15 protein-coding genes are annotated in these 12,289 nt (G+C 68.9%); all 15 read right to left on the bottom strand.

Going from position 1 to position 12,289, the window contains the following annotated elements:
- Nucleotides 1-2,534: hypothetical protein (locus tag ACXN5S_RS19465; RefSeq protein ID WP_458607154.1), on the bottom strand; the 2,534-nt coding region annotated here is incomplete at its 3' end.
- A gap of 25 nt (nucleotides 2,535-2,559) precedes the next feature.
- Nucleotides 2,560-4,095: a hypothetical protein gene (locus ACXN5S_RS19470; RefSeq protein ID WP_458607155.1), complete on the bottom strand. Its 1,536-nt coding sequence runs from the start codon at nucleotides 4,093-4,095 to the stop codon at nucleotides 2,560-2,562.
- Nucleotides 4,083-4,484 carry a DUF6950 family protein gene (locus ACXN5S_RS19475; RefSeq protein WP_458607156.1) on the bottom strand — a complete coding sequence of 134 codons (402 nt, stop codon included), beginning with the start codon at nucleotides 4,482-4,484 and terminating at the stop codon, nucleotides 4,083-4,085. Before ACXN5S_RS19475 ends, ACXN5S_RS19470 begins: the two co-directional genes overlap by 13 nt.
- Nucleotides 4,481-5,080, bottom strand: a complete 600-nt coding sequence (locus ACXN5S_RS19480) for a hypothetical protein (protein WP_458607157.1) — start codon at nucleotides 5,078-5,080, stop codon at nucleotides 4,481-4,483. The genes ACXN5S_RS19475 and ACXN5S_RS19480 overlap by 4 nt, the downstream gene beginning before the upstream one ends.
- Nucleotides 5,071-5,799, bottom strand: coding sequence for a hypothetical protein (locus ACXN5S_RS19485; RefSeq protein ID WP_458607158.1), 729 nt, complete (start codon nucleotides 5,797-5,799; stop codon nucleotides 5,071-5,073). The genes ACXN5S_RS19480 and ACXN5S_RS19485 overlap by 10 nt, the downstream gene beginning before the upstream one ends.
- A 3-nt stretch (nucleotides 5,800-5,802) precedes the next feature.
- The gene (locus ACXN5S_RS19490; protein ID WP_458607159.1) at nucleotides 5,803-8,118 is read right to left on the bottom strand and encodes a hypothetical protein; all 2,316 of its coding nucleotides are present in this window, start codon (nucleotides 8,116-8,118) and stop codon (nucleotides 5,803-5,805) included.
- A complete protein-coding gene (locus tag ACXN5S_RS19495; protein WP_458607160.1) occupies nucleotides 8,108-8,272 on the bottom strand; it encodes a hypothetical protein in 165 nt (54 codons plus the stop codon). The genes ACXN5S_RS19490 and ACXN5S_RS19495 overlap by 11 nt, the downstream gene beginning before the upstream one ends.
- A complete protein-coding gene (locus ACXN5S_RS19500) occupies nucleotides 8,269-8,715 on the bottom strand; it encodes a hypothetical protein (protein ID WP_458607161.1) in 447 nt (148 codons plus the stop codon). The genes ACXN5S_RS19495 and ACXN5S_RS19500 overlap by 4 nt, the downstream gene beginning before the upstream one ends.
- A gap of 2 nt (nucleotides 8,716-8,717) precedes the next feature.
- Nucleotides 8,718-9,158, bottom strand: coding sequence for a phage major tail protein, TP901-1 family (locus ACXN5S_RS19505; protein ID WP_458607162.1), 441 nt, complete (start codon nucleotides 9,156-9,158; stop codon nucleotides 8,718-8,720).
- A gap of 30 nt (nucleotides 9,159-9,188) precedes the next feature.
- Nucleotides 9,189-9,611, bottom strand: coding sequence for a DUF3168 domain-containing protein (locus ACXN5S_RS19510; protein ID WP_458607163.1), 423 nt, complete (start codon nucleotides 9,609-9,611; stop codon nucleotides 9,189-9,191).
- On the bottom strand, nucleotides 9,604-9,954 hold the full coding sequence (locus ACXN5S_RS19515; protein WP_458607164.1) for a hypothetical protein: 351 nt from the start codon (nucleotides 9,952-9,954) through the stop codon (nucleotides 9,604-9,606). Before ACXN5S_RS19515 ends, ACXN5S_RS19510 begins: the two co-directional genes overlap by 8 nt.
- Nucleotides 9,951-10,289, bottom strand: coding sequence for a phage head closure protein (locus ACXN5S_RS19520; RefSeq protein WP_458607165.1), 339 nt, complete (start codon nucleotides 10,287-10,289; stop codon nucleotides 9,951-9,953). The genes ACXN5S_RS19515 and ACXN5S_RS19520 overlap by 4 nt, the downstream gene beginning before the upstream one ends.
- Nucleotides 10,289-10,852 carry a head-tail connector protein gene (locus tag ACXN5S_RS19525; protein WP_458607166.1) on the bottom strand — a complete coding sequence of 188 codons (564 nt, stop codon included), beginning with the start codon at nucleotides 10,850-10,852 and terminating at the stop codon, nucleotides 10,289-10,291. Before ACXN5S_RS19525 ends, ACXN5S_RS19520 begins: the two co-directional genes overlap by 1 nt.
- Nucleotides 10,853-10,857: 5 nt before the next feature.
- A complete protein-coding gene (locus ACXN5S_RS19530; RefSeq protein WP_458607167.1) occupies nucleotides 10,858-11,154 on the bottom strand; it encodes a hypothetical protein in 297 nt (98 codons plus the stop codon).
- Nucleotides 11,155-11,239: 85 nt separating this feature from the next.
- Nucleotides 11,240-12,289 (bottom strand): phage major capsid protein (locus tag ACXN5S_RS19535; RefSeq protein ID WP_458607168.1); only part of this gene is annotated, 1,050 nt, incomplete at its 5' end.

Consider the following 12,289-nt stretch of genomic DNA (forward strand, 5'->3'; position numbering starts at 1 on the left):
GCCTCCGTATCCGCGCGGAAGGTCGCCTTGCCAGACGCGGCGGATGCCTCGCCCTGGTGGTGAAAGAGCGCCGCCACTTCCACTTCGATCCCGCGGGCAGCGCACCAGGCGACGAGCGCCGAATAGCGCTGTTCCAGGAGCTGCAGGAGCTTCGGGGTGCCGGCGGGGATCGCGTCGTAGTCCGCGTTCCATGAGCCGCGGGAGTTTGCCGCCGTGTCGACACGGGTGCCGCCTTCACTGACGCGGCAGACGACGACGTTGCCGATGCCCTCGTCGAGGATCACCTTGTTGGCGACCTCGGCGAAGCTGAAGCGGCCCGCGGCGCCTGAGGTGATGAAGCTTGCTCCGTTACCATTGGGGCCAGCCGGATTGAGCCAATAGGAACCCTCGATACGGCTCCCCGTCCAGGTCGCGAGCCCCTCGATGACACCGTCCTGCAGCCATGCCGGACCGTCGCCGATCACAGCCCGGCCATCGGCATTCGACTGCCCCATCACCAGGATGACGTGAATTCTTCGGGGAGGCCGATAGCGAGCGAGGTCGAGGAAGTAAGTCGTCACCCGGTCACGGACGGCGGCGGACACGGCCTCCTGCGCCACCCCTATCCCGTAGAGCCGCATTTTCTGCGGCGAGTTGACGACGTCCGTCCCGTCGATGCGGGCGCCGATTGCAAGGGCCCAGTCGACGTCACCGGTGCCGGCGCTGACGGCGGCGAGATCGCCCTTGCGGCCGAAGCTCCCGGTGCCGGCGCCACGGTCGACGCTCAGCACCGCGACCTTGTCGTGGGCGCCGGCGTCCATGACGTTGCCGGCATTGCCGCCCACGCGCAGGAAGTCGCCGGCTACGTTGGCCACCAGGCCGGTCGTGTCGGCCGTGAGGGGCCCGGCGTTCCAGACATAGCCGGCGGTGACGTCGAGCGGGCGGTAGGAGGCCCAGACGGCGCCGTCGAATGTGTCGAGGCCGATGCCGTAGATGTTGGCTTCGAGCGCATCGTCGATGCCGTCGAACTCCAGCCAGTGGAGGCTGCCATCCGTCCGGTAGGTCGGCCGGCGGGCGGTATCGGCGGTGGCGAAGCGCAGCCGGGTGTCGGCGCTGACCGCGACATTGTCGAAGTCGATCGTGCCGCTCGCCGAGAGGACCGAGAGGTGCAGGTAAACCGTCTCGTCGGCATCGGGCGTGTAGTCGAGTTCGAGTTCGCCCGAGGCGCCTGCCGCCAGCGACTGCGAGAGGATCAGCGCCGAGTTGTAGGCCGCGCCCTCCCGAAGAACGAGGCCGGCCGCGGCGGAGACGCCGGCAACCCAGGTGGCATCGGCCCGGAAGATGTAGCGGACGCCCTTGGTCAGGTTGAACTCCTGCTGGATCGAGGAGGTGGCGGAGGTGCGCACGATCCGCGCCTTGCCGCCAGTGGCGCTCGCCGAGCCGTTGGCCACGGTCCAGCCCGTGAGGCTGGAGGCGAACGTCGCGTTGGCGACGGCCACGGCCGAGATGGCACCGCCGCCGACCTTCGCATAGGCCACCGCGACGGGATCGCCGTCATCCTCGACCGGCACCGTTTCGGCCGCATCCTGGAAGAGCAGCGACGTGTCGTCGAAGACGAAGACCGCGACCGGCAGACTGGGCTGCCAGTTACTCAGGATCGCGCGCGCCGAGGTAGTCGAGAGCAGCCGCTCGCCGGTGTCGTGCCAGCCGGAGGGGACATTGTCGAAAGCCGGGATCAGAACCTCCTGACCACGGAAGAAGGAGGGCGGCGGTAGCCAACCTTCATTCAGGCGCCCGGTCCCGTCGGCGCGGGGCACCTTGGCCGCCGCCGGCTGCACCATGAACTCCTCCTGCAGCTCGGCGATGTCATCCGATAGAGCGGATGTAGAGGCAGTGCGGGCGTCAGCCTCCATTTCCACCGCCTCAAGTAGCGGCTTGATCGTGAAGACCCGATGCACCCCGATGTCGTCGGTCCCCAACAGGAAGGTTGCCTCGTCTTCGACCGAGAGCCCGTACGCATTGCCGGCATCGTCTCCTTTCTCGACCAGGTAGGTCGCGCCCGGCACTTCGTCGGAGCTGTTCATGTCGCTGGGGCGCGTCCAGGGGCCGCCGTAGTTGACCTTCCAAGGCCCATTCTCTGCAGGGTTGGATCGACCGGCGAGCATCAGCCTGGCCGTGTCAGGGATGGCAACACCACCGACAGTCCCCGGATCACCGGAGAGCGCCCCGGTATAGCTCTTGGAATAAGCGTAGACCTCGGGCCTCAGCTTCTGCCCGGACTTCATCCAGGAAACCAGCCCGCTGCTCGGCACCCGGCCGAGCTCGACGGCCGAGTTGCCGCCGCGCCGGTAGATGACGAGATAGCTCTCGTCGAAGACAGAGAAGGCGGCGCCGTCCGCAACCCCGGCAATGCCGGCCGAGACGCTTTCGAAGAACGGCGCCCCGGTCTGGATGGCGGCACCGAAGGAATCGAAGAACGACTGAATGGCTGCGAGCAGATCCTCAAGTCGCGCGACCTTCGGGTCGCTCCCCGTCGTGGGAACGGTCAGGCCCATGCCTCTCTCCTCATTACCAGATTGATCACGCCGCCGGCGCGAAGCCGCCCGGCGCGTTGGGATTTGTGATCGCCTGCTCTTCTGCAACCGACCAGGTGAAGGCGTCAGGGACGGCCCGCACCAGCGTGACAGTGGCGCGCAAGGCCACGCCGGCGTCACTCCCAAGAGGGTCGAGCAGCGGGTGGACGCTCTCCACCTCATAGGTGCCGCCGAGCACGTCGTCATAGGGATCGCCGAGGGCCAGTGCAGCGCCAGAGCCGATCACCAGGTCGAGGGCGTCTGGTGGCAGCTCTGCCGTCAGCCGCCGCTGCTCGCGGGCGCGATAGGCGGCGATCTTGATGAGCCGCATGCCTTGCGTCGCGCTCGTCACCCAATCGAAGGTGAGCGTGCGGATCTTTGGCTCCTCCCCCGGCGCCAGATCGGAGATCACCCGCGGCGGAAGCTGCGCATAGGTGTACCCGCGCTCGGCGGCGACGTACCGACCGTTGATCACCGTCGGCAGATCAGACGTCCGCTGCATGCTCGAATACTTCATGCGCCCGAGCACGCGGGTCATCGTCATCACCGGCTCGGAATATGCCCCGGGCACCACGCCGAGCTGGCCGCCGAACCAGGCCGGCCGAGACGCCCCGGCGGCATGGATCGGCGCCATCAGCTCGTGCAGCTCAGAGCCGTCGAAGATGAGCGTACCCCGCGCCGCATAGCGCGCTTCGCTGCCGCCGGCGGCGAGGGCGATCGGATTGTCGCAGAGGTTGGCGTCGATCGTGAAGCTGTCGAGGTGGAGGCTCTCGAGGCTATGGGGACGCACGGGGTTCATCCGATAGCCGTCCACCAGGATCAGCGCCTTGTTCTGCGATGCCTCCCAGGTGGTCTCGTCGTCAGCATCATGCCCAGGCTTGCGCCAGTCATAGACGGCCGAGGTCAGCTGCCGTGTCTCCAGCGCCGGCGGCACGTTCGGCCAGAGGTCGACATCCGCCCCGTCCGTCCCGGCCCAGTATTTAAGGTAGACCACCGTCAGCCCGGTGAACGTGTCCGAGCTGCGATAGCCGAGCGGCTGATCGTCGGCGTCCCAGGCCGCCTCGCTCAGGAACTCCGCCGGTGGGCCCGTCTGATCGCCAAGGCCGATCCAGATCTTCACATGGCCGGCCAGCGGGCCTGCCGCGGGCGACGCCCCCGGCCCGCCAAAATCGAACGGGTCATCACCGCTGGCGAGAACAAACCCGCGCTCGTCGAGCCAGATCTCGATCTTGTCGCCCACCTGCACCGAGCGGCGGCTGTTGAGCAGATAGACGCCATAGCCGTACTCTCCGACGACCGGGTGCGGCATCACCGTGGCGGTCGCCCGGGTGTTCCCATGCACATGCCGGTAGGGCGGCAGGTTGTCGGGGAAGCTGAGCTGACGTCGCCGCTCGTCGCCATTAACACTCGGCCCCTGCCCTGCCCCCATCAGCTTGTTGGCCACGGCGGAGAAGGCAAAGCCCACGGTCACATCGATGAGCGCTTGCCCGACCAGGCCGGCCCCGAGCGCCGCGCCGATCTTGGTCGCGACTAGTCCGGCCATCCGTAGGCCTCCATCGCCCGCTCGCAGATAATCCCGAAGCCCCCCTCCGCCCGCGCCACCCATTCGCCAGGGCGGATGCAGATCGCCGCGACGCAGCCGAAGAGGGCGTCGTTCCGGCAGAGACCGATCAGACCGGGCTGCTCCGCCAGGCGCTGCAGTCCCGCCGCCGCCATCTCGCCCTGGAAGGCCACCGGCAGATCGTTTTGCACCAGCTGAGCCGCCGAGAGGGGTGTATCGAAGCGGCCGCGGAGCGTGGGCATCGGATCGATGCCCCAGAGTCGCAGGAAGGTATCCGCCGCCGACGTGCAGCAATCCGAGCGCCCCCAGACGATCGGGCCGCGCATCACCTCCTCCGCCGCCTCCAGCACGGCCCGGGCGCTGACTGTCACGCGCTCGGTCCCGGGAAGTCCGGCGGCGCGAAGCGCCAGCGGCTGGCGAAGGCCAGGCGCTCCATGCCTGTATCGGTCGGATCGATGGCCTTCTGGTTTTCGTCGCTGTGCCAGTGCGCGGCATTTTCCTTCGCGCCCGGCCCGGCGGTGGCTGAGACCATCAGCTCCGCGACGGTGGCGTCGATCCGAGCCTCCAGATCGGCGTCGTTCTCATCGATGCGGCCCAGGAACGCCAGGAACGGCTGGCCGAGGAGTATGGTGCCGGCGGGCTCTGTCACCGCGCCGAGCCAGATCCGCACCTCACCGCCGCGGGCATTAGCATCGGTGTAATCGAGCACCGTAGCGATCGCGCCGGCGATGCGGATCGCCGCCTCGGGCGGGGCGCTGCCGCCCGCCTCCGGCGCCCCCGCAACATCGCGCACATGATGCCCGGCGCCCTTGTAGGTGTTGGGGCCCCAGGGGAGGTCGCCCAGCCCCGAATGAATCCGCTCGGTCCCTCCCGGCCAGGCCGCCTTCAGCAGCACCACCGGATGGAAGCCGTCCCGGCGCGAGATGGCCGCGAGCAGGACGGGATCGATGCCGCGCCTCAGCTCCATGGATCGATCACCGTAAAGGCTTCGCCGTCGAAGTCGGCGGAGGTCACCTCGAGCATGTCGAGCTCGACGCTGCCGGCGCCGAGGTCGAGCACCGGATCGCTCCAGCTGAGGATGACCATCGTCAGGGCTTCGCGCGCCCCGATGACCACCTTGCCCGACGCCAGCGGAGCATCGAGACGCAGGACCGCCTTCCCATCTATCCCAAGCCGCTCGGCCTTCAGGACGCGCGCCGTCTGGCCTGCCGCATTGCGCACCAGCTCGCCCGGGCGGGCGACGATGGTGCCCGTCGTGATCCCTGCGAAGCCAGAGCAGCGCAGGCCGGCAAAGTCCCCATCTGTGACAGCCGTGCCCGTGATCGCGGCGCCCGATACCCAGACGACATCCCAGTTCAGCGTCCGCCCGTCAGCCGTCCATTCCAGCGGCACCTGGCCGCGCTTGCCGCCGAGACCGCGCAGGTGGCCCTGCCAGAGGGGCGGCAGCGGCTGGATGCGCACCAGCGGCAGCGCCCCATCCATCTGCCGCATCAGCATGTCGAGATAGCCGCTGGCCGTAATATCGCGGTCCAGCAGGCCCACATCGATCGTATAGCGCAGGCGCCTGGCCTGCGCCTGGCTGAAGATCGGCGCGCCCTTCTGGTCCATCGAGATGGAGCCAGGGCGCGTGATCCGCGGCGAGTAGGCTGCGATCGGCACCGGCGGCCAGGCCCAGACCTTCGGCATGGGCTAGATGCGGCCAAAGCCGGGATCTGTCCCGACCTTCTTGTGGACGACGCGAACGGTCTCGCCGATGAGCCCGGGCCGGGCCCGGCGCATCGCCGCTTCGATCTGCTCGGCCACACCCTGCTGGGCGCCGCGCGCATCGATGTAGATCGGCGCGCCTCCGCTGCTCTGGCCCTGCGCCTCCCCGCGATAGGCCGCCTGCGCTTGCCGCACCGACAGGATGCGTCCGTCGACGGCCGGCACGAAGGGCTCCGGCCCGTTCTCACCGACCATGTAAGGTTCGCCGGCGCGCACTGGCCCACCCGAGGCGCGTGGCGTCAGAGCCCCACCTAGTGCCGAGAACAGCGAGCCCAAGAGACCGCCGGAGCCGGCCAGGGCGTTCACGCCGTTGGCCACCGAGACCCGGCCCATCTGCAAAAGAAGCTGCAGGAGCGCTTGCTTGGCGTCGCCTGCCCCGCCGGTGATGGCCATGAAGAGGTCCGTCATGGCATCCGCCCCGGTCTCGGCATTGTCCCGCATGCGATCGAGCGCGTCGGTGGCAGCATCCACCTCGCCCGCCACATCGATATAGGCGCGCGCCAGAGCATCGATCTCGGCGCGCAGCTCGGGCGTCAGCTCGCGGCCATCTTCCTGCGCGGCGGAGAGCAGGTCGGCCTTCTTGCGCGCGTAGTCCATCGCATCGCCCAGATCGAGATCGGACCCGGCCACGGCGATCAGCGCCGCCGCCTCCATCTCCAGGGCGCGGGTCTCGCGTTCAATGGCTTCGCTGGCGCGCTGGTACTCGGAGGCGCGCTCTGACGCCCCGCCTCCGCCGCCGCCGCCCGCTCCGGCGGTGCCGCTCGACGGATTGTAGCCGAAGTCGATATCGATCGGGCGCGCTTCTGGCCGGCCAGGCGCCACGGGCGGCGGCGGCGCGGGCAGAACGTCGGGCTCCAGCATCCGCTCATCCGCCGAGATCTGCGCGCTCCGCGAGGGCGAGCTGAGGCGGACAGGACCAGGCGTCAGGGCGGCGCGAAGTTCGAGGGCCCGCGCGATCGCCGGGCCGAGCGAGCTGACCAGATCGCCGATGCGGGAGATCACCCCGCCGAACTCCACGCCATCCACGGCGGCCAGCGCGGACCGGGCGACGTCGGCGCGATCTGTCAGGTCACGCAGCCGGCTGATGAAGGCATCGCCCTCCACCTCGCCCCTGGTGAACGCCGTCGTCAGGGCGGTCATCTCCTGACTCAGCTGGGCCAGGGCCGCCGCCAGCTCATCGTTGCCGAGCTGGCGGGCATTCACCGCCGCCTCGAGGAGCGAGCGGGCCACCGTATCGGTTTGGGCATTCAGCGCCTCGATCTCGGCCGCCGTGCGCATGATGGCGCCCTGGCTTTCCTCAAAGAGATCGATGTCGTCTTCGAGGGTTGTGCGCGCATCACTGCCGAGCAGCCGCACACCCGACGAGAGATCGTTCATGTTGAGCTCGGAGGCCGCAGCGCGCACCTCCTCGATCTCCGCCTTGAAGTCGGAGAGCGCCGAGGCGGCATCCGTGAGCAGCCCCGCCACTCCGACGGCGCCGGTCTTCAGATAGGTGCCGATCCGCGTCGTCAGCTCCTTGAACTTCCGGTCGATCTCGGCGGCCTTGGCGATGACCTCGTCGTCGAGCACCGCGCCGGCCTCGTGTGCCTGGCCGATCATGCCCCGCATGCCGGCGGCGCCGTGGGCGAGCAGCTCTACAAAACGCTCGCCGCCGGTGCCGCCGAACACCTCGTCGGCGATGCGGATCTGCGCCGCCCGGTCCATCTCTTCCATGCGGTCGATGATCTCGAGCATGAGCTCCTGCGGATCCTCGAGCCGGCGCTTGAGATCGCCCGCCGCAAAGCCGAGCCGCCCAAAGGCCTCCGCCGCCGGGCCGCTGCCGGTGGCAATCCATTCGTCAGCCCGCAGGTTCAGCTCCTTCATGCCGTCGACCAGCGCGTCGATCGGGATCCGGCTCTGCGTTGCCACGTAGCCGAGTTCCTGGAAGGCTTCGGTGCCGAGACCGGAGCGCCGCGCCTCGTCGCCGATGGCGGCGACGCCTTCGACCATCCGGGCGACCTGGCCGGTGACGGCCCGGATCGCCTGAATGCTGATCGCGGCCACAGCGCCTTTGACGAAACTGTCGACGGCGCGGGACGCCTTGGCCATGTTCGTGTCGACGGTCTTGGAGACACCCGAGAGGTTCTTCGTCACCTGCCGCTCGAACTGGGCGAGCTTCTTGTTGTTGCGGTCGATGACGCGCACCAGTTCCTTGTCGCGGGCGGCGAGCAGGATCTCGATCTTCTCGGTATCAACGGACATCCGGATAGCGATCCTTCAATTCTTGCAGCCGCTCGACGCTCATCGGCGCGACGTCTCCGCGGGCCGCCGCCTGCGCCTCGTTCCAGCCCGCAACAGCCATGTCGGTCTCCGCCGGCGTCATCGCCCGCACCTCGGCCGGCAGCCGGCCCATCACGCCGCAGATGTTTCGGATGCGGGCGCCGGCGTCGTATCTGCGGAGGGCGGCGCCGCGCTGTCGCCCTCGGGCGATCCAGCCTCGTTTTTTTTTGAGGCGCCCGCCTCGTCCGCCCCGGCGTAGAGCGCCGGCACAAGCGTGAAGTAGAGGAGCCGCAGCGCGGTGCCGCGCAGCGCCAGGTCGTGCTCCGGCCCGAGCCCGGCGATGAGCGCGTCGGCGAGGCGGTCGGACATGCCGCCGCCGATCAGGCCGAGGGCGAGGAGATCCCGGACATGGCGCACCTGCGGTGCCCGCCCCTGCCCCCGCAGCCCGTCGAAGAGCTCATAGAGCCCGAGGGGCGCATATTGCGCCTCGAAGCGCTCGATCTCGCCATTGCGGAGGAGGAGCGGGCGGAGCTGCCCGCCGATCTCTTCCTCGAAGCGGGCGCTGTTTGCGACGGCCACGATCAGGGATCCGGCGTGGGATCGGCGGTGAAGGTGATCTTGCCGCTCGAGGAGAGCGACATCGAGTAGGTCACCGCGCCCTCCATCTCGCCGGCATATTCCATCGACGAGAGCAGGAAGGCTCCCTCGAAGGTGCCGAGATGGGGCACGATCGCCTGGAAACTGGCGGTCGGCGTCGGTGACATCGCGAGGTTCAACAGGGTGATCTCCGAGGGCGTGTCCTCGAAGACGCCGTTGCCCGAGAGGGTCAGCGACTTGATGCCCTCCATCAGCTCGCGCCAGAGCGCGCCGCCGGGGGCGTCACAATCGGGCGTGGTGATGTCGATGTCGTTGTTGTTGATCCCGAGCGTCTTCGAGGTGAGTCCGCAGACGGTGGTGAAGCCTTCCGTCTCCTGACCGTCGCCGATCTTGATGAGGAGCTCGCGCCCCTTCTGCTTGGCCATGTCGGCCTCCTTTGCTGGAAGTGAGGGTAGTCAGGTCGTAGGCTCGAGCAGGGCCTCGAAGGCCGAGCGCGAGAGATAGCTTTGGCCGTCGCTGTCCCGATCGGTCTCGGTCACGACGTGCTGCAGGCGCACCAGGCGGAAGCCGACGACCGTGAGGGCCGCCTCGTTGTCGTCGAGGAGGGTGACGATGGCCTCCCCGATCCGGGCGGCTTCGACGCGGCCCGCGGCAGGGCGGGAATGACCTTCGAGCGCGAAGAGGATGTCGGCCGCATTGGCCGTGCCATCCGTCCGCATCGGCTGCCGGTCGAGGTTACCGAGCCGGATGTAAGGGTACGTCGGGCTCTGCGGCGGCTGGTCATAGATGCGGGTGCCCACCAGGGCCGCGATCGCCGGCTCCGCCTTCAGTGCCGCAATCAGACCCTTCTGCAGGGCGAGCGCCGGGCCGTCAGCCACCGAACACCTGCCGCACCACCTTCTTCTGGGCCCGCCGCACGCGGGCCTTCCAGCGCTTGCGCATGACGGTCTTGGCGGGGTTGATGAAGGGCCGCGGGCCGCGCTGGCCTTCGGTCACCTTCGCCTTGTCGCCGAAGTCGATGAGGGCGCCGTTGGCCTCGGGCACGTCGGTCACCCTGATCTGGGCCTTCGTCTCCCCGTCGCCTGGATGCAGGACGCGCGACACGCGGGCCCAGTCGTCTGCGATGCCGCGGTTCACGCGGGCCACGTCGCCCGGCATCTTGGCCTTCAGTTGCTCCAGCTGGCGCTGGACCTTGCGCACGCCCGTCACATGGCGGCTCATTGGGCCACCTCCGCCTCGCAGGTCATCTCCAGCAGTTCTCCTTTGCGCCCCACCTCAGCGATCGAGCGGATGTTCCAGGTCTCGCCCCTGGCGGCGATGGCGTCGCCCTCGGTGATGCCGCTGGTGAAGCTCGACTTCCTCACCCGGATCGTGGCCGTCCGGGGCGCGTGGATCGCGCCGGCGGCCAGCTTCTCGCCCCCGAGACGCTCCAGCATGTCCGCCCAGATTTTTCCGCCGAGATCCTCCCAGGGCCCGGTCTGGACATTGCCGTACTCGTCCTCGCCCGCGGCCTGGCGCTGGAACTGGACACGATCGCGGAGCCGCCCGGCCGGCATCAGAGCCGAATCCGCCGATAGGGCGTAGTGAGCGCCTGCACCGCAGGGTGCTCCGATAGGCCGCCTTCAACGCTGCTCTCGCGGTGCTCGTAGAGCGCCGCCACCTGCAACAGGATCGCGACGTGGATCGGGCGGGGAATGGCCGCGGCATCGGCATAGCCCGCCCGGTAGGTGATCGAGATCGATCCCGCCCGTGCGGTCGGTCCACTCGCCAACAGGCCGAGATAGGTGCCGGCGGTATCGGTGCGGAGTTCATAGGCCTCGGGCGCCAGCGTCTGTTCAGCGCCGGCGCCGTCCCGATACCTCACGCCGTCGATCCCGAGCACCGGGAAGAGCGGCAGGCCCATCCGGGCTGACCATCCCTCGAAATCCTGCCGCCAGGTCTGGGGCATCAGGGCCTGGCCGAGGATCCCGGTCCAGCCGTCGAGATGGGCCGTGGCCGCTTCGATATAGCTCTCGATCAGCCCGTCCTCATCGGGCCCATCCACGCGCAGATGCGCCTTCGCCTCGGCAAGAGAGACAGGCGGACCGGCGGGCGGCGTGAGGAGGACGGGCGCGCGCACCGGGGTCAGTCCTTGGCCTTGCCGTAGACCGAGGCGTCGAGGCCCTGGCCGACATAGCCCTCATCGCCGGGCTTGCGATTGGCCGGGTCGTTCATATCGCAGGCGTTCTGCGCCGCGACGGTCCCGGCCCGCGGATTGCTGTCGATCGCGGGGTGGGCCAGATCGACGGGCTTCGCAATCTCCTCTTCGAGAATCGCGCCAGAGGCCCCGTCGATCTTCTCGGCAGGCTTGGGATCGGCGGGGGCGTCGGGCTTGGCCGCGGTCGTCTTGGCCGTCTCGGCCTTGGTAGGTTTCTTCGCCATGAGGATCTCCATCTGGCAGGGTGAGAGACCCAGCCCGCGGGGGTTCGCGGGCCGGGCTGAAGGTTCAGAGCTTGGGAACTTGGCCTTACGCCGCCGCCATCCGCAGGACGCGCAGCGCCTGGGGATCGTTGACGGCACCGCCGACGCGCTTCGTGGTGTAGAACATCACGTAGGGCTTGTTGGTGTAGGGATCGCGGAGCACCCGCACCCCGGTGCGATCGACGATCAGGTAACCCCGGCGGAAGTCGCCGAAGGCGATGGGCAGGGCGCCGGCGGCGATGTCGGGCATGCCCGGCAGCTCGGTGACGGGGTAGTTGAGCAGCGTCGAGGGCTGGCCCGCCGCGGTGGAGGGCTGCCAGAGCTGCCGGCCGTCCGCATCGCGCAACTTGCGAATGGCGCCCATCGTGGTGCGGTTCATCGTGAAGCGCGCCTCGGCGGTGTACATACCCGGCAGGCTGTAGATCACGTCGATCAGCTCGTCTTCCGTCACCGCCGCCGGGGCCGCCGCCGTCTTGACCGGGATCGGCCCCAGCGGGTTGACCGCCGCAGCCGCGCCGCCGGTGGCGAAGGTCAGGAAGCCGCGCGGCTTGTTGGCGCCGTCGCCGGCGATGAAGGCCAGGCCCTCCTGCAGCGCGAACTCGGTCTCGACCTCATTGGCGAGCCATTCCTCCAGGTTGACCGCCGCATCGTCGAGCATCTGCTGGGTCGCCGCCGGGTTGGCGTAGAGCTCGCCGGGGGTGATCGTCATCTGCCCGAACTCGCCGGTCGCGGTCTGCGGGCGGGCGGCGGTCTCGCCGACCCAGCCCGAGGCGGTGCCGCGCAGGTTGTAGAGCTTCTTGAACCCGGCGGTGGAGATGTTCTGCACCGTCGCGATCTGCCGCATCTGGCTGACCTCGACGAGCTTGTCGGTGATCGTCCGGTCCCACTCGATCGGCGCGAGATACCCACCCTCGTCATCGGCACCCTTGTTCAGCGCCGCCTGCACGTCGCCGCGCCGGAAGTGGGCACGGAAGGCGGTGGTGTAGTCCTTGTCCTTCACCTCGGCCGCGCCGCCGCCGCCCATCGCCATCGCGGCCAGCTTGACGTTGGCCTGATCGACCGCGGACTGAAGCTCGGCCACGCTCGAATTGATGCG

The sequence above is a fragment of the Pseudoroseicyclus sp. H15 genome (genome assembly GCF_054353345.1).

Bases quoted from the DNA above. Each gene is read 5' to 3' on its own strand.
- ACXN5S_RS19505 (WP_458607162.1), bottom strand. From the start codon at position 9,158: ATGGCCAAGCAGAAGGGGCGCGAGCTCCTCATCAAGATCGGCGACGGT.
- ACXN5S_RS19490 (WP_458607159.1), bottom strand. From the start codon at position 8,118: ATGTCCGTTGATACCGAGAAGATCGAGATCCTGCTCGCCGCCCGCGAC.
- ACXN5S_RS19480 (WP_458607157.1), bottom strand. From the start codon at position 5,080: ATGGAGCTGAGGCGCGGCATCGATCCCGTCCTGCTCGCGGCCATCTCG.
- ACXN5S_RS19515 (WP_458607164.1), bottom strand. From the start codon at position 9,954: ATGAGCCGCCATGTGACGGGCGTGCGCAAGGTCCAGCGCCAGCTGGAG.
- ACXN5S_RS19520 (WP_458607165.1), bottom strand. From the start codon at position 10,289: ATGCCGGCCGGGCGGCTCCGCGATCGTGTCCAGTTCCAGCGCCAGGCC.
- ACXN5S_RS19470 (WP_458607155.1), bottom strand. From the start codon at position 4,095: ATGGCCGGACTAGTCGCGACCAAGATCGGCGCGGCGCTCGGGGCCGGC.
- ACXN5S_RS19485 (WP_458607158.1), bottom strand. From the start codon at position 5,799: ATGCCGAAGGTCTGGGCCTGGCCGCCGGTGCCGATCGCAGCCTACTCG.
- ACXN5S_RS19530 (WP_458607167.1), bottom strand. From the start codon at position 11,154: ATGGCGAAGAAACCTACCAAGGCCGAGACGGCCAAGACGACCGCGGCC.